A 15,926-nucleotide genomic window follows, 5' to 3' on the forward strand; every position below is an offset into this window, starting at 1 on the left:
ACTTAGTTTTGAGCCTAAGGTCTCAAAACTCCCGTGTGCCTGAAATAATTGTACTTCAGGCACATTTCTCACGGCGAAAAGTTTCTATTGAAATGAACCTAATAGTATATATTTTTGATTTTTCAACATCACTTAGGTTGTTTTATGTAAATGCAATTTGTCCATATTCTAAAAAATTGATTCAGAAGGTTTTTCTGAACCGATTTTTTTTATTTCCTCCGCTCTGCATAGTCGACAAAATGAAACTTGTCTAATTTGCGACGGCTTTCGGTGAACTGGAATTGCCGACCGTCTGCTAGGTGAACTTGGGAACGGACCGTTACCACGTGTTGGTCTTTTCCAAGATCCAGTAAGATCTTATCGCGATTATCGATTGGTGAAATCAAGATTTCTTTCTTATTGGGTTGAAGTGTTTTTTTGAAAAATATTTTTGAAAGCGCTTGAAAATGTAAAATCATTCCCTTATAATAAAAGAGGAAAACTTTTTAGGGATGGAGAGAAGCATGAGAAATAACGGAAAAAAGATTCGATTATTAGCAGTAGCTACCTTATTGGTTAGTCAGTTGGGGGTCTTTAACAGTGCCTTCACGGTAGTTGCTGACGAGACCACAGCTTCGACTTCAGAGCCAGCACTTGTGACGAACACTAGTAGCGAGGAAGGCTTGACAAATCATTCGACTTCCGCAACAACAACTACAGAAGCTACGATGAGAGCTTCGAGTGATAGAGGAGAGATATCTAGCAGTTCCTCGGAGGATACCGAAGAGAAAACGGTTAAGATTGGGGAGATTCAAGGGGAAGCGCAACGCTCTCCACTTGAAGGCCAAAAGGTAGCCATCAAAAATGCGGTCGTGACCAAAACAGACCGCTATGGTTTTTATGCTCAAGACATTGAATCGGATGGTAATAGTCGGACTTCAGATGGGATTTATGTAGTTTCTAAATACAAGGTCAAGATCGGTGACAAGGTAAAAATTACCGGTACTGTCAAGGAAGGTTATATGGAAGAAGTCACCTTGGGAGCTGGGAAGACCTTTAAGGAACCGACGAATAGTTTAACGGTAACCATGTTGGTTGATGCTTGGATCACAAAAGACGGGACAGCCCCACTTCCAGAAGCTGTGAATATCACTGCAGGGATGCCGGCAGAGGTGAAGACTAATCCAACTGCTTATGCTCCAGAAACCGATGCCCTCGATTATTGGGAAAGTCTGGAAGGCATGCTCACTGTGGTAAAGAAACCGCATGTTCTAGGTCCCCAGTATAAAGGAGATATCTATGTATTGGGAGAAGATTTTACAGGCCTTCCTTTAAACAATATTGGAGGTCTGAATCTACGGCCACATGCGCAAAATACAGCGACGATCCCGATTTATGTTGGTAATCAGTTTGTCGCAAAAGCCAAAGATTACTTTGTAGAAGATGTGACAGGAGTGGTGACTTATCGGAATAGCTTTTATAAAGTAGAGCCCACTCAACAGTTGACAGTCCAAGATGGCGGCTTGCAGCGTCAAGCAGCTCAAACCCAACCAAGTGAGGACAAGCTGACCATCGCTTCCTATAATATTGAAAATTTCTCGGCCAACAATGCCAAAAATGAAACGCCAGAGGATAAGGTGACGCTGATTGCCAATTCCTTTATCCATGAAATTCACAATCCGGATATTATCACTTTGATCGAAGTGCAGGACAATAATGGCAGTGTGGATGACGGGACGACCAGTGGTGTTGAAAGTGGACGCAAACTAGCTAGTCGGATCAAGGAATTGGGTGGCAAGAGTTATGAGTATACGGAGGTTGCTCCAGTAGATGGCGCTGACGGTGGAAAGCCAGGTTCCAATATTCGCTTGGGAATTCTCTACAATCCAGAACGCGTGAGCTTAGCCAAAAAAGAGGCAGCAACTAGCAACGAAGCAGCACAATTTGACAAGGGACACCTGGTTAAAAACCCAGCTCGGATTGCCCCTAGCGATCCATCGTTTGATCATACTCGCAAGTCTCTAGCCGTTGAGTTTGAATTCAAAGGCCAACCAGTTGTGGTGATTGCCAATCACTTGAAATCAAAAATCGGAGATGATGCTATTTATGGGGCAAGCCAACCAGCAGTGGAACATACCTTGCCAACTCGTGAAGCACAAGCTAGTGTCATCCATCAATTCGTTCAAGAAGGCTTGAAGCAAAATCCGAAGACCACCTTCGTTTTGACGGGTGATTTTAATGACTACGATTTCTCAACCACGGCGCAGATCCTTGCTGGCAACGAACTAACAAACTTAATGGCCCAACATGATGCAGGGGATCGCTATTCTTATTTCTACCGTGGAAGCAATCAAGTTTTGGATAACATTTTTATCTCAAACAACATGGCAGCAAAAGCAAGGTTTGAACCAGTCCATATCAATGCTTCCTTTATGAAGGAACACGGTCGTGCATCAGACCATGATCCTGTCTTGGTCCAAATCGACTTTAGTGGAGCACAAACTCCAGGAACGCCGACGGATGATCAACAAGGAAATACAGGACAACCAACGGATCAAACCAGCCCTTCTTCATCGAATACAGGATCTCAACTAGTCCCTCATCAGACTCAAGCCAATGAACAAAAGAGTTCAACAGCTGAAAGCAAAGAGAAGGGCAAGAACGAAGATGAGAAGCAAGACGACAAGGAAGAGGCTACAACAGAAACCAAGACACCAGGTAAACGGAAAATCCTTCCATCTACTGGACAAGAAACAAGCTATCTAGCCCTTTTTGGAGTGGCAGTAGCTACGATGAGTCTTGTCTTCTACAAGAAGAAAAAGACTTACTAACGTTTTCAAAAGAAAGATCTAAAAAAGGAGTCGCTGGCTCCTTTTTTTCTCCTAAAATACAGGACAGATAGTTCCATATTGGAAACTGTACTAGGACAATGAAAACTACTGAAAAGAACAGTTTCTTTTCAAAAAGAAGCTTAAACTCTTTAAAATAGATGGAATCGTGTTATAATAAAACCATAAAACGTTTTCAAGAGAAGAGGTTCCTCAATGGAAAATGAAACAGTTGACTATGGAAAAGTAACAGGAATGGTACACTCAACAGAAAGTTTTGGGGCAGTAGACGGGCCTGGGATCCGCTTTATTGTCTTTCTTCAAGGGTGTCAAATGCGGTGCCAATACTGCCACAATCCAGATACTTGGGCAATGGAAACCAACAAGTCCCGTGAACGGACCGTGGATGATGTCCTAGAAGAAGCCCTCCGTTATCGTGGATTTTGGGGCGAAAAAGGGGGAATCACGGTCAGTGGTGGAGAAGCCCTCTTGCAGATTGACTTTTTGATTGCACTTTTTACCAAGGCTCAAGAGTTGGGCATTCATTGTACTTTGGATACCTGTGCTCTTCCTTTCCGGAATACGCCTCGTTATTTGGAAAAATTTGACCGCTTGATGGCAGTGACAGACTTGGTGCTTCTTGATATCAAGGAAATCAATGATGAACGTCACAAAATTGTGACCAGCCATACCAATAAAACGATTCTAGCTTGTGCCAAGTACCTATCTGATATTGGAAAACCAGTCTGGATTCGTCACGTTTTGGTGCCAGGTTTGACAGACCGAGATGATGACTTGATCGAACTTGGAAAATTTGTTAAAACCCTTAAAAATGTCGATAAATTTGAGATCCTTCCTTACCATACTATGGGGGAATTCAAATGGCGTGAATTGGGAATTCCGTACAAATTGGAGGGTGTGAAACCACCGACAAAAGAACGGGTCCAAAATGCAAAAGATTTGATGGAAACAGAAAGTTACCAAGATTACCTGAAACGGGTCAAAGGATAAAAAGTATAGACAGTTGGGCCTTCCAGCTGTCTTTTCTATTGAAATGCACAACTATTCCCTTTCTTTAAATGGCAAAACGTGCTAAAATAGAGTGAATCTATAAATGAAATAAAGAGGTAGAAACATGTCAAAAATTCTCGTTTTTGGTCACCAAAATCCTGACTCAGATGCTATCGGCTCATCTGTAGCTTTTGCTTATCTTGCAAAAGAAGCTTATGGTTTGGATACAGAAGCAGTGGCTCTTGGAACTCCAAATGAAGAAACAGCTTTCGTATTGGACTATTTTGGTGTGGAAGCACCACGCGTCGTCACATCAGCTAAAGCAGAAGGTGCAGAGCAAGTCATCTTGACGGACCACAATGAATTCCAACAATCTGTTTCAGATATCGCTGAAGTAGAAGTATATGGTGTGGTGGATCACCACCGTGTGGCTAACTTTGAAACTGCTAGCCCACTTTACATGCGTTTGGAACCAGTTGGATCAGCATCTTCTATCGTTTACCGCATGTTCAAAGAACACGGTGTAGCAGTGCCAAAAGAATTGGCAGGTTTGATGCTTTCAGGTTTGATTTCAGATACCCTCCTTTTGAAATCTCCAACAACACACCCATCTGATAAAGTCATTGCGCCTGAATTGGCTGAATTGGCTGGTGTCAACTTGGAAGAATACGGTCTTGCCATGCTCAAGGCTGGTACCAACTTGGCAAGCAAATCAGCAGAAGAATTGATCGATATCGATGCTAAGACTTTTGAATTGAACGGAAACAACGTTCGTGTGGCTCAAGTGAACACAGTTGATATTGCGGAAGTTTTGGAACGCCAAGCTGAAATCGAAGCAGCTATCCAAGCTGCCAATGCAGCTAACGGATACTCTGACTTTGTTTTGATGATTACAGATATCGTCAACTCAAACTCAGAAATCTTGGCTCTTGGTGCCAACATGGACAAGGTAGAAGCAGCTTTCAACTTCAAACTTGAAAACAACCACGCTTTCCTTCCAGGTGCCGTTTCACGTAAGAAACAAGTGGTTCCTCAATTGACTGAAAGCTTTAATGCTTAATGATAAATGGGGAAACCCATCGTTAAAAGGAGTTTCGACTCCTTTTTTGCTAGGAGGAGATCGTGCTAGAAAATGGTGATTTAATCTTTGTTAGAGAAGACACAGAAATGGGGCAGGCCATTCAGGCCTCTACTGGCAACTATAGCCATGTAGCTATCTTTTTGGACGGATTCATTTATCATGCCACTGTAGAAGGTGGCGTCCTTGCCCAATCCCCTGAAGATTTCTTTGAAGACGGGAAAGCATATGACCTTTATCGCTATCCAGGAATCGATCTCAAAGAGGTCAAAAAGCGGGCAGAGAGTCTTTTAGGGGCTCCCTACAATGCTTCCTTTTATCCGGATGGAGATGGTTTCTATTGTTCCCAGTTCATCGCTGAACTACTTCCTATTTTTGAGACCATTCCCATGAAGTTTGGAGATGAGGAAGAGGAGATTAGTCCGTTCTGGCTGGATTACTACAAGGAACTTGGCCTAGCCGTTCCTTTGGATCAGCTCGGGACCAATCCTAGTCAGTTAGCCCAATCACCACAGCTAGAGTTTAAAGAAAGGTATTTGGATGATTACAATCATTAATCCTACACGTTTGACACGTCAGCCATTTTTCAAGGACTTGGTCAACTATTTGGACCAGCACGACGATGTGATCCTGCGGCAAATCAAGTCCCAATTTCCTGATCAACCAGTGGATAAGCTGATGGAGGAATATATCAAAGCGGGCTTCATCCTTCGAGAAAATAAACGCTACACTCTCAATTTGCCTTTCTTAGAGTCAACTGATCGAGTTGAACTGGATCAAGAGGTCTTTGTTCGAGAGGACAGTGCAGTTTATCAAGAATTAAAAGCCAAGGTCTTCCAAACAGAACTCCGCAACACGACTAATGCAGCAATTCTCATAGAGGAGACTGACTTCGAACGACATGCACAGACACTTTCCAATTACTTCTACAAGGTGAAACACCAATACCCTTTGACGGAGGATCAAGAAAAGCTTTATGCCATCTTGGGAGATGTTAATCCCGAGTATGCTCTCAAGTATATGACTAGCTTTTTGCTCAAATTTCTCAAAAAAGAAGTAGTCCAGCAAAAGCGCAGAGATATCTTTGTCGATAGTTTAGAAGTCTTAGGCTATATCCGCAAAAATGATGAAGGCAAATATGAATTAGCAGTGGACTTGGATAAGGAAAGATTGATGTTTATCAAACAATAAACAAGGCTAGGAAAACTTCCTAGCCTTGTTTCGTTTAATTATAGATAACGTTCAGCGATGGTAGCATCACCTGGATACTCTTCTTTTACGCCATTGACGATTTGGTAGCAGTCCGCTCCTTTTCCGGCGATAATGACGGCATCTTCAGGCTTGCTGGTTGTTGCCATAGCCACTTGAATGGCTTGCTCGCGATCTGCGATTTTCTCGACAGGGCGCGTGATAAAACTACTAATCTCTTCAGCGATAGCCAAAGGATCTTCATAGTTGGGATCATCCGCTGTGAGGAAGACTTGGATTTCAGGATGGTCTTTTAAGAGTAAGCCAAAGTCTTTGCGGCGGCTCTCTCCTTTATTCCCAGTTGATCCGAGAACTAGTGAAATGGTCCCCGTTTGATGGGTTTCGACAACTGAGAGCAGTTTTTTCAAGCTATCTCCATTATGGGCGTAGTCAATGAAGACCTTAGCGCCGTTTTCCTGAGTCAAGACTTCCATTCGGCCTGGAACTCGCGTCTTAGCAATCCCTTTTTGGATATCCTCGAGGCTCGCACCTAGACGAAGACAGGCAAGACCTGCTGCTACAGCATTTTCTTGGTTGAAATGTCCAATCAGTTGGATATCATAGTTTCCAGCTAATTTACCAGTGGCTGAGAAGCTGAAAGCTTTGGAGTTTTCAATTTGATTCTCAGACTGGCTTCCATAAAAATCGTGGTCTTGGTTCGCGACTTGGTCCGCTAAAACTTGGAAATGATCCATATCACTATTGATGACAACGGCTTGGCTATTCTTCATGAGGAGACGTTTGTGGTAGAAATAATCCTCAAAAGTTGGGTGTTCAATCGGTCCAATATGGTCTGGACTGATGTTGAGAAAAACACCAACGTCAAAGGTCAGACCGTAAACCCGTTTGACCAGATAAGCTTGACTGGAAACTTCCATAATGAGGTGGGTCCGATCATTGGCTACTGCCTCAGCCATCATGGCAAAAAGATCCAAACTCTCTGGCGTTGTCAGGGTCGATTTAAAGAAGTTTTTACCATCCAGTGTCGTATTCATGGTAGACAGCATAGCTGGTCGGTGACTTTGTTTCAAAATATGGTAAGCAAAATAGGCCGCTGTTGTCTTTCCCTTAGTCCCTGTGAAGGCCAATAGTTTTAATTGTTTCTCAGGGTGCCCATAAAACTCCATAGCAATTAAGCTCATGGCCTGCTTGATATCATTGACGAGAATGGCAGGAATACCAACTTCATAATCTTTTTCAGAGACATAAAAGCCGAGTCCATTAGAAATAGCCTGTTCCAGGTATTCTTTTTTGAAGTTGGCCCCTTTGACAAAAAAGAGGGTGCTAGCAGAAATCTTCCGGCTATCATAGCTAATAGCATCAAAACTTGTTCCTTCTAGATGGTAGTAGTATTCACCATTTACTAGAACTTCTCGGAAATTTTGGTCTTGTTTTAAAATGTTGAGGGTTTGTTCAATTGTAATCATAAAACTATTGTAAACCTAAAGTCCCTATTTTACAAGTGTCATGGAAAAGTTTATAATGAAGAGAAGAAGAAACGAAAGAGGACACCAATGAGTCACGAACAAAATGACCAGCAAGCCCAGATGCTACGCGGGACTGCCTGGATGACAGCCAGCAACTTTATCAGCCGTTTGCTAGGAGCCGCTTATATTATTCCTTGGTATATTTGGATGGGAAAATATGGGCCACAAGCCAATGGTCTTTTTACAATGGGCTACAATATCTATGCTTGGTTTCTCTTGATTTCGACAGCCGGAGTGCCTGTAGCTGTTGCCAAGCAAGTAGCCAAGTACAATACCCGGGACCAAGCCGATCATAGCTTTGCCTTGATTCGGGGCTTCTTGAAATTTATGGGAATTCTAGGCCTAGGATTTGCCATTCTCATGTATCTTTTGTCTCCTGTCTTTGCGAGTCTTTCAGGTGGGGGAAAAGAGTTGATTCCGATCATGCAGAGCCTTTCTTGGGCTGTCTTGATCTTTCCTTCGATGAGTGTCATTCGGGGATTTTTCCAAGGTTTTAACAACATGAAGCCTTACGCCATTAGCCAGATCGCTGAACAAGTGATCCGGGTCATCTGGATGTTGCTCACGACCTTCTTCATTATGAAGATTGGCTCAGGAGACTATGTGCAGGCTGTGACGCAGTCGACCTTTGCGGCCTTTATCGGTATGGGAGCGAGCCTTCTGGTGCTCTTTTATTACCTTGCAAAGACAGGCTTGCTCTCTTCTATTTTTAGAAAGCAAGAGGGAAGTGAAGGGATTGATACTCGGGCTCTCTTGATCGATACGATTCGTGAGGCCATTCCTTTTATTATCACAGGTTCCGCGATTCAGCTCTTCCAAATTGTTGACCAGATGACCTTTATCAATGTCATGTCTTGGTTTACAGACTATAGTCAAAAGCAGCTCTTGGTCATGTTTAGTTATTTCTCTGCTAATCCAAACAAAATTACCATGATCTTGATCGCAGTAGCGACTTCGATTGGGGGAGTTGGGATTCCTCTTTTGACAGAGAATTATGTGAAGGGGGATCTAAAAGCGGCTGGGAAGCTCGTACAGGATAACTTGACCATGTTGCTCGCTTTCTTGCTTCCAGCCACCTTTGGTGCAGTAGCAGTCGCAAAACCACTTTATACGGTATTTTATGGGCAACCAGATGGCTTGGCCTTAGGGCTCTTCATCGTAGCAATGTTGCAGACCGTAATTCTCGGTCTTTACACAGTCTTGTCTCCGATGATTCAAGCCCTCTTTCAAAATCGTAAGGCCATCCGCTACTTCCTTTATGGTGTAGTGGTGAAATTGGTCCTACAAATTCCATTTATTTTGGTTTTTCGTTCTTATGGACCACTTTTGTCAACGACCATTGCGTTAATGGTGCCAATCGTTCTCATGTATCGAGAGATCCAAACCATCACTCAGTTTAATCGAACCATCGTCTTCAAGCGGACCTTGCTTGGTTCCATTCTGACCGTGGTGATGCTACTTGGAGTCTTGATCGCTGGTTTGATTTTGGGCTGGATTTTCCCACCAAATGGCCGTGTATCGAGCATGATTTATATCATCGTCATTGGCGGATTAGGAGTTGTTATCTATGGAGCCTTAGGATTATGGCTACGGTATTTTGACCGCTTTATCGGAGGTCAAGCTGCACGTCTCAGACAAAAATTCCGCATTAAATAAATCAGAGACTGGACATTTATGTCCAGTCTCTGATTGAGGACAGAGTTATCTTAAAAACTTTCCTTAAGTGAGTACGGACGTCAGCGAACATCGAAGAAGTTCCATGACTAATTATTGAGCCTAAGGTCTCAATAATTCCGAGTGCCTGAAACGTTATTGTTTCAGGCACTTTTCTCACAGCGGAAAGTTTCAGTAGATGATTGAATAATTCTAACGTATAAATTTTTTTAGAATTTCTTAGATTTGTAAAGAAGAACTGTTTGTATATATTCTCAGGCTGGACATAAATGACCAGTCTTTTCTTATAGTTTGAAACTATAGCTAGGTCTTGAAAATGGGAAAACCGCTCTCCTCATAATAGTGATAAAATAGTAATCAGTTAGATTGAATGTTTATCGGAGGGCAATATGAGTAAAAAACGCAATATCAATACGATTTTGGCACAGGCAGGAATCAAGTCGGATAAAGCAACGGGAGCTTTGACAACTCCTTTGCATTTCTCTACGACTTACCAACACCCAGAATTTGGTCAGTCTACAGGTTTTGACTATACCCGTACGAAAAATCCAACACGCGCAACAGCTGAGAAGACTTTGGCAGCTATCGAAAGTGCAGACTATGCTTTGGCGACAAGCTCTGGAATGTCAGCCATCGTGCTTGCTTTTAGCATTTTCCCAGTTGGTTCAAAAGTCTTAGCCGTTCGTGACCTTTATGGCGGTTCTTTCCGCTGGTTTAACCAACAAGAACAAGAAGGTCGTTTCTCTTTCACCTATGCCAATACAGAAGAAGAACTGATCCACCATCTAGATAACGATCCGGTGGATGTCCTCTATATTGAAACACCAACCAATCCATTGATGTTGGAATTTGATATTGCTCATTTAGCTAAATTGGCCCATGCAAAAGGTGCCAAAGTCGTGGTGGACAATACCTTCTATAGCCCGATCTATCAACGTCCAATTGAAGAGGGAGCGGATATTGTTCTTCATTCAGCAACCAAGTACCTGGCTGGTCACAACGATGTCTTGGCTGGTGTTGTCGTGACAAATGATGCAGACTTGTATGACAAACTCTTTTACAATTTGAACACGACAGGTGCTGTTCTTTCCCCATTTGACAGCTATCTGTTGATCCGTGGTCTCAAGACGCTTTCTATTCGGATGGAGCGCTCCACAGAGAATGCTCGCAAGGTGGTCGAGTTTTTGAAAACCTCCCCTCAGGTCAAAGAAGTCCTCTACACTGGAAAAGGTGGAATGGTCTCCTTTAAAATTCAAGATGAGAAAAAAATTCCTAACTTGTTGAATTCCCTTCAAGTATTTACCTTTGCAGAAAGCCTTGGCGGAGTTGAAAGTTTGATCACTTATCCTACCACTCAGACTCATGCGGACATTCCTGCAGAAGTTCGCCATTCATATGGTTTGACAGATGATCTTCTTCGGTTGTCCATCGGAATCGAAGATGCGGATGATTTGATTGAAGATTTGAAACAAGCATTGGAGGCTTAAGATGACCAAATATGATTTCACGACTTTACCGAATCGCTTGACCCACCATACTTACAAGTGGAAAGAAACAGAGACAGATCCAGAAATCATCCCGGCTTGGATCGCGGACATGGATTTTAATGTCATTCCAGAAGTACGAGAAGCAGTTATCGGCTATGCAGACCAAATGGTCTATGGCTACACCTATGCATCGGATAGCCTCTACCAGTCTATCCTTGATTGGGAAAAAGAAGAGCATGGCTATTCCTTTGAAAAGGAAGCTGTCGTCTTTATCGAAGGTGTTGTTCCAGCCATTTCAACAGCTATTCAAGCCTTCACCAAGGAAGGGGATGCTGTCTTAATCAATACGCCGGTCTATCCTCCATTTGCCCGAAGTGTCAAGCTCAATCATCGAAAATTAATCGAAAATTCATTAATTGAAAAGGATGGTCTTTTCCAAATTGATTTTGATCAGCTGGAAAAAGACATTGTGGAGCAAGAGGTGAAACTCTATGTTTTGTGTAATCCGCACAATCCTGGAGGCCGTGTATGGGATCGTGAAGTCTTGGAAAAAATCGGCCACCTCTGTCAAAAACATGGTGTCCTTCTCGTTTCAGATGAGATCCACCAAGATTTGGCCTTGTTTGGCCACCGTCATACCAGCTTTAACACAGTTGATCCAAGCTTTAAAGACTTCAGCTTGATCTTAACCAGTGCAACCAAGACTTTCAATATTGCAGGAACAAAAAATTCCTATGTGGTCATTGAAAATCCAAAGCTTCGTACGGCTTTTAAACAACGGCAATTGGCTAATAACCAACATGAAATCTCAGGCTTGGGCTATATTGCAACAGAAGCAGCCTATCGCCATGGTAAACCTTGGTTGACGGAGCTCAAGCAAGTCTTTGAAAAACACATTGACTATGTGGTTGATGAATTGCATGAAAAGACCAAAATCCGTGTCATGAAACCCCAAGGAACTTATCTTCTTTGGTTGGACTTTTCAGCCTATCCTTATACCGATGATGAGCTGCATGCTAAAATTCATGACCAAGCCAAATTGATTTTGAACCGTGGAACAGATTTTGGAAAAGAAGGAAACTTGCATGCTCGCCTCAATGTAGCAGCCCCTTTCACCCTCATTGAAGAAATCACCAAACGCTTGGTGGAAACTTTTCACAAATAAGTGTTGACTTTCTGTAAGTGAAGGAGTACAATAAACTCGAAATACGGTAGGTGAGGCTACCACAAGGATACGGATGACTACCGCAAAGCAGTGGAGACACTACCCGTTGGTCAACAGTCCTGATCGCAAAGGTCAAGACTAAGCTCATTTCATTGCCTTGCGGAGCTAAAGCTTGGACGGTCAGTTTTTTGAGAGTTTTGATTGAAAAATAAATGACGAGTTTCATGAGTCCTACCGATCGAGGGTAGGACTCTTTTTTATGCCTTACCAAGAAAAGAGAAAGGAGAGAGCTATGATACAAATCGACGATCATCCCGAACCGCACCGAACCAGCCAATCGCTGATTTGTGTCGTAGGGACTCTAAAAGTGATTGGCTCCTGATTGAAAAAGGAGATACCAATGCAAACAAATAAAGAAAGACTCATTGCTGCTCTTCAAGAACCACTTGAAAGCACCTTTGCCACCTACAAAACCAGTGCCCTTGGTTTAGTTGACGATCAAGTAGAAGAAAACCGCGATATTTATGGCGAAAATGTCATCACAAAAGGTCAAGAAGATTCCATGATCAAAAAGATCTACGAATCGATCATCAATCCTTTTACGGTGATTTTGTTGGTCATTGCGCTGGTTTCCTTCATCACCAATGTCTGGCTAGCAAAACCAGGTGAACAGGATCCAACGACTTCCATCATCATTGTGACCTTGGTCATGATCTCTGGTGGTATCCGCTTCATTCAAGAATTGCGGAGCGACAAAGCAGCTAGCAACCTATCACGTATGATTGTCAATACAGCGACCGTTCTGCGTGATGGATCAGAACAAGAAATTCCGATCGATGAAATCGTCGTAGGAGATGTGATCAAACTAAGTGCCGGCGATATGATTCCAGCAGATGTGGTCTTGATCGATTCACGTGACTTTTTTGTCCAACAATCTGGTCTCACAGGGGAAAGTGATGCTGTTGAAAAGGTTTGTCTCAGAAAAGCCGACAGTCAAAATCTAGATAGTCTTTTGGAAAGTGAAAGTTTGGCCTTTATGGGGACCAATGTCATCTCCGGACGGGCGACAGCCTTGGTCTTGGTCGTGGGGGATGAAACCATGATGGGCGCTATTGAGCAAACCATCAACACCTATGACGAACCAACCTCATTTGAGAGAGAAATGAATACCATCTCTTGGCTCTTGATTCGGCTCATGTTAGTGATGGTGCCCGTTGTCTTTGTGATCAATGGTCTCACAGATGGTGACTGGTTAGAAGCGGGTGTCTTTGCCCTCAGCGTTGGGGTTGGTTTGACTCCGGAAATGCTGCCGATGATTATTACAGCGAGTCTTGCTAAGGGCTCCATCATCATGGCCAAGGAAAAAGTCGTTATCAAAAAACTCAATGCCATTCAAGACCTTGGGGCTATTGATATTTTGTGTACAGATAAGACAGGTACCTTGACCCAAGATGAAATCGTTTTGGAGTATCCGCTTGATATCCATGGCGAATTGGATCTATCAGTTCTTCGTCGGGCTTACTTGAATTCCTATTTCCAAACCGGGTTAAAAAATTTGATGGACCGAGCGATTATCAATCGGACCCAGAAAGAAGCCAAGAAACATGAAATCGTTCGCGATCTGGATCAAACCTTCCATAAGATTGATGAATTGCCCTTTGATTTTGAACGTCGTCGCATGAGTGTCATTGTCAAAGATGAAGACGGTGTGGTCAGCATGGTGACCAAGGGTGCCTTGGAAGAAATGCTTTCTGTGTCGACTTATGTTGAGTACAAGGGGGAGATTAAACGCCTGACAGATGAAGTCCGTCAAGAGGTCCTCGCTGAAGTTGCTCAGTTAAATGAACAAGGTCTTCGTGTTTTGGGCGTCAGCTACAAAACCGACTTGGACGAAAATGACATCTTTAGTGTTGAAGATGAACGAGACATGATCCTAACCGGTTACCTTGCCTTTCTTGATCCACCAAAACCTTCTGCAGCTCCAGCGATCAAAGCTCTTGCAGAGTATGGGGTAACCACCAAGATCTTAACTGGGGACAATGAAAAGGTCACCCAAGCTGTCTGTGAAAAAGTAGGACTAGATGTCGAGCGGATTCTTTTGGGAAGCGAAATCGATACGATGACAGACCAAGAGTTAGCACAAGTTGTGGAAACAACAACGGTCTTTGCCAAACTATCACCAGATCAAAAAGCGCGGATCATCCTCTGCCTCAAGAATAATGGCCACAAGGTTGGTTACATGGGAGATGGGATCAACGATGCTCCATCCATGAAGGTCTCAGACGTTGGGATCTCCGTGGATACCGCTGTGGATATTGCCAAGGAAACAGCAGATGTCATCCTTCTAGATAAGGACTTGATGGTTCTTGAAAAAGGCTTGGTCGAAGGCCGCAAGGTCTATGCCAATATGACCAAGTACATCAAGATGACGGTCTCTTCTAACTTCGGGAACATCTTCTCTCTTCTCTTTGCCAGCATCTTTTTGCCTTTCCTTCCAATGGCTCCCGTTCATTTGATTGTGCTCAATCTTATCTATGATCTTTCTTGTATCGCCCTTCCTTTTGACAATGTCGACAAGGAATTCCTCAAGAAACCTCGTATCTGGGAAGCAAACTCTATCATGCGCTTTATGGCCTGGATTGGTCCAATTTCATCTGTATTTGATATTATTACCTACATGCTTCTTTACTTCCTTGTTGTTCCTATGATTTTAGGTCATGGCTACAACCATGGAGCAACAGATGCAGCAGCCTTTATCATGGTGTTTCAAACCGGATGGTTTATCGAATCTATGTGGTCTCAAACCATGGTTATTCATATGTTGCGTTCACCAAAACTGCCATTTATCCAAAGTCGTCCAGCCTTCTCAGTCGTGGTGACGACCTTAGCAGCAGCCTTCTTTGTAACCTCCCTTCCATATAGTCCTTTGGCTTCTATCTTGAAGTTGAGCCAACTAAATGGATTGTACTTTGTTCTATTGTTTGCGATTATCGTCCTCTATATGCTGAGTGTGACGGTTGTCAAACGTATCTATATTAAGAAATACAAAGAATGGTTGTAATTGATTGATAGAAAGAGTGAGTCCGAACTTAAAAAATTAAGTGTAAGGGCTCTCTTTTTTTGTAAAATTTGGTATAATAAGAAGAATGTAAAGTTGGAAATGAAGATTTCCATGTGCTGTGAGTATCAAAGAGGGACTGAAAGAAAGAGTAGAGCTTGACTCCACTTTTATCATAGCTCTTTTTTGAATAATAACAGCTTAGAAAGAAGGATCTCAAAATGGGAAAATTAGAAGTTATTACACATCCACTGATTCAACACAAATTGTCTATTCTTCGTCGTACAGATACCTCTACGAAGGCCTTTCGTGAATTGGTAGATGAGATTGCTATGTTGATGGGCTACGAAGTGTTGCGTGAATTGCCTCTTGAGGATGTTGAAATTGAAACTCCTATTACCAAAACCGTTCAAAAACAAATCGCAGGTAAGAAATTGGCTATTGTCCCAATTCTTCGTGCAGGGATTGGGATGGTTGATGGTCTCTTGAGTTTGGTACCAGCTGCTAAGGTTGGCCATATCGGGATGTACCGTGATGAAGAAACCTTGAAACCAGTTGAATACTTGGTGAAATTGCCAGAAGATATTGATCAACGTCGTATCTTTGTAGTAGACCCGATGCTTGCTACGGGTGGATCCGCTATTCTAGCGATTGATTCCTTGAAAAAACGTGGCGCTAGCCATATCAAATTTGTCTGCTTGGTATCAGCGCCAGAAGGGGTGAAAGCTCTTCAAGAAGCTCACCCAGATGTTGATATCTTTACAGCAGCCCTCGATGATCATTTGAATGAACATGGCTACATTGTTCCTGGTCTTGGAGATGCGGGTGACCGTTTATTCGGTACCAAATAAGAAACCATTCATGATTCGTCCGAAAGGTGCTTAAGATTTGACCTTTTTTGACCATTGGTT

The 15,926-nt window shown here is 42.9% G+C and carries 11 protein-coding genes, 1 pseudogene and 1 riboswitch; of the genes and pseudogenes, 10 read left to right on the forward strand and 2 right to left on the reverse strand.

The window, feature by feature from the left end; all coding sequences use genetic code 11:
• Positions 1-209: 209 nt before the first annotated feature.
• A pseudogene (locus tag HMPREF2704_RS05830) lies at positions 210-401 on the reverse strand (UTRA domain-containing protein); the annotation flags it as partial.
• 102 nt (positions 402-503) lie between these two features.
• On the opposite strand from HMPREF2704_RS05830, the gene HMPREF2704_RS05835 reads away from it, so the two are divergent.
• The 5 genes from HMPREF2704_RS05835 to HMPREF2704_RS05855 all read left to right on the forward strand — a co-directional run bounded on the left by HMPREF2704_RS05835 (position 504) and on the right by HMPREF2704_RS05855 (position 6,087).
• Positions 504-2,810, forward strand: a complete 2,307-nt coding sequence (locus HMPREF2704_RS05835; protein ID WP_070845958.1) for an endonuclease/exonuclease/phosphatase family protein — start codon at positions 504-506, stop codon at positions 2,808-2,810.
• Positions 2,811-3,023: 213 nt separating this feature from the next.
• Positions 3,024-3,818 carry a pyruvate formate-lyase-activating protein gene (gene pflA / locus HMPREF2704_RS05840; protein ID WP_003005017.1) on the forward strand — a complete coding sequence of 265 codons (795 nt, stop codon included), beginning with the start codon at positions 3,024-3,026 and terminating at the stop codon, positions 3,816-3,818.
• A 124-nt stretch (positions 3,819-3,942) separates the two neighbouring features.
• Positions 3,943-4,878: a manganese-dependent inorganic pyrophosphatase gene (locus tag HMPREF2704_RS05845; RefSeq protein ID WP_049522825.1), complete on the forward strand. Its 936-nt coding sequence runs from the start codon at positions 3,943-3,945 to the stop codon at positions 4,876-4,878.
• 62 nt (positions 4,879-4,940) lie between these two features.
• Positions 4,941-5,453, forward strand: a complete 513-nt coding sequence (locus tag HMPREF2704_RS05850; protein WP_024055012.1) for a YiiX/YebB-like N1pC/P60 family cysteine hydrolase — start codon at positions 4,941-4,943, stop codon at positions 5,451-5,453.
• Entirely contained in the window at positions 5,437-6,087 is a 651-nt protein-coding gene (locus HMPREF2704_RS05855) for a DUF1803 domain-containing protein (RefSeq protein ID WP_070845960.1), read from the forward strand. Before HMPREF2704_RS05850 ends, HMPREF2704_RS05855 begins: the two co-directional genes overlap by 17 nt.
• A 38-nt stretch (positions 6,088-6,125) precedes the next feature.
• Here the strand turns inward: HMPREF2704_RS05855 and HMPREF2704_RS05860 are convergent, their stop codons facing one another.
• Positions 6,126-7,571 carry a UDP-N-acetylmuramoyl-L-alanyl-D-glutamate--L-lysine ligase gene (locus HMPREF2704_RS05860; RefSeq protein WP_070845962.1) on the reverse strand — a complete coding sequence of 482 codons (1,446 nt, stop codon included), beginning with the start codon at positions 7,569-7,571 and terminating at the stop codon, positions 6,126-6,128.
• Between the two features lie 87 nt (positions 7,572-7,658).
• Between HMPREF2704_RS05860 and HMPREF2704_RS05865 the strand changes: the two genes are divergently transcribed.
• The 5 genes from HMPREF2704_RS05865 (at position 7,659) to upp (ending at position 15,866) form a co-directional block, all read left to right on the forward strand.
• The gene (locus HMPREF2704_RS05865; protein WP_031574286.1) at positions 7,659-9,287 is read left to right on the forward strand and encodes a putative polysaccharide biosynthesis protein; all 1,629 of its coding nucleotides are present in this window, start codon (positions 7,659-7,661) and stop codon (positions 9,285-9,287) included.
• A gap of 407 nt (positions 9,288-9,694) precedes the next feature.
• Positions 9,695-10,792: a cystathionine gamma-synthase gene (locus HMPREF2704_RS05870; RefSeq protein WP_061591024.1), complete on the forward strand. Its 1,098-nt coding sequence runs from the start codon at positions 9,695-9,697 to the stop codon at positions 10,790-10,792.
• A gap of 1 nt (position 10,793) precedes the next feature.
• Positions 10,794-11,957: a MalY/PatB family protein gene (locus HMPREF2704_RS05875; RefSeq protein WP_049473997.1), complete on the forward strand. Its 1,164-nt coding sequence runs from the start codon at positions 10,794-10,796 to the stop codon at positions 11,955-11,957.
• Between the two features lie 35 nt (positions 11,958-11,992).
• Positions 11,993-12,150: riboswitch (M-box (ykoK) riboswitch) on the forward strand.
• A gap of 207 nt (positions 12,151-12,357) precedes the next feature.
• On the forward strand, positions 12,358-15,018 hold the full coding sequence (mgtA, locus tag HMPREF2704_RS05880; protein WP_070845963.1) for a magnesium-translocating P-type ATPase: 2,661 nt from the start codon (positions 12,358-12,360) through the stop codon (positions 15,016-15,018).
• 218 nt (positions 15,019-15,236) lie between these two features.
• Positions 15,237-15,866 (forward strand): uracil phosphoribosyltransferase, encoded by a 630-nt coding sequence (gene upp, locus HMPREF2704_RS05885; RefSeq protein WP_003005574.1) that lies wholly within the window; start codon positions 15,237-15,239, stop codon positions 15,864-15,866.
• Positions 15,867-15,926: the final 60 nt, after the last annotated feature.

This window comes from Streptococcus sp. HMSC076C09, from assembly GCF_001837905.1.
Taxonomy (GTDB): domain Bacteria; phylum Bacillota; class Bacilli; order Lactobacillales; family Streptococcaceae; genus Streptococcus; species Streptococcus parasanguinis_I.

Bases quoted from the DNA above. Each gene is read 5' to 3' on its own strand.
- HMPREF2704_RS05835 (WP_070845958.1), top strand. From the start codon at position 504: ATGAGAAATAACGGAAAAAAGATTCGATTATTAGCAGTAGCTACCTTA.
- pflA (WP_003005017.1), top strand. From the start codon at position 3,024: ATGGAAAATGAAACAGTTGACTATGGAAAAGTAACAGGAATGGTACAC.
- HMPREF2704_RS05845 (WP_049522825.1), top strand. From the start codon at position 3,943: ATGTCAAAAATTCTCGTTTTTGGTCACCAAAATCCTGACTCAGATGCT.
- HMPREF2704_RS05855 (WP_070845960.1), top strand. From the start codon at position 5,437: ATGATTACAATCATTAATCCTACACGTTTGACACGTCAGCCATTTTTC.
- HMPREF2704_RS05860 (WP_070845962.1), bottom strand. From the start codon at position 7,571: ATGATTACAATTGAACAAACCCTCAACATTTTAAAACAAGACCAAAAT.
- HMPREF2704_RS05865 (WP_031574286.1), top strand. From the start codon at position 7,659: ATGAGTCACGAACAAAATGACCAGCAAGCCCAGATGCTACGCGGGACT.
- HMPREF2704_RS05870 (WP_061591024.1), top strand. From the start codon at position 9,695: ATGAGTAAAAAACGCAATATCAATACGATTTTGGCACAGGCAGGAATC.
- HMPREF2704_RS05875 (WP_049473997.1), top strand. From the start codon at position 10,794: ATGACCAAATATGATTTCACGACTTTACCGAATCGCTTGACCCACCAT.
- mgtA (WP_070845963.1), top strand. From the start codon at position 12,358: ATGCAAACAAATAAAGAAAGACTCATTGCTGCTCTTCAAGAACCACTT.
- upp (WP_003005574.1), top strand. From the start codon at position 15,237: ATGGGAAAATTAGAAGTTATTACACATCCACTGATTCAACACAAATTG.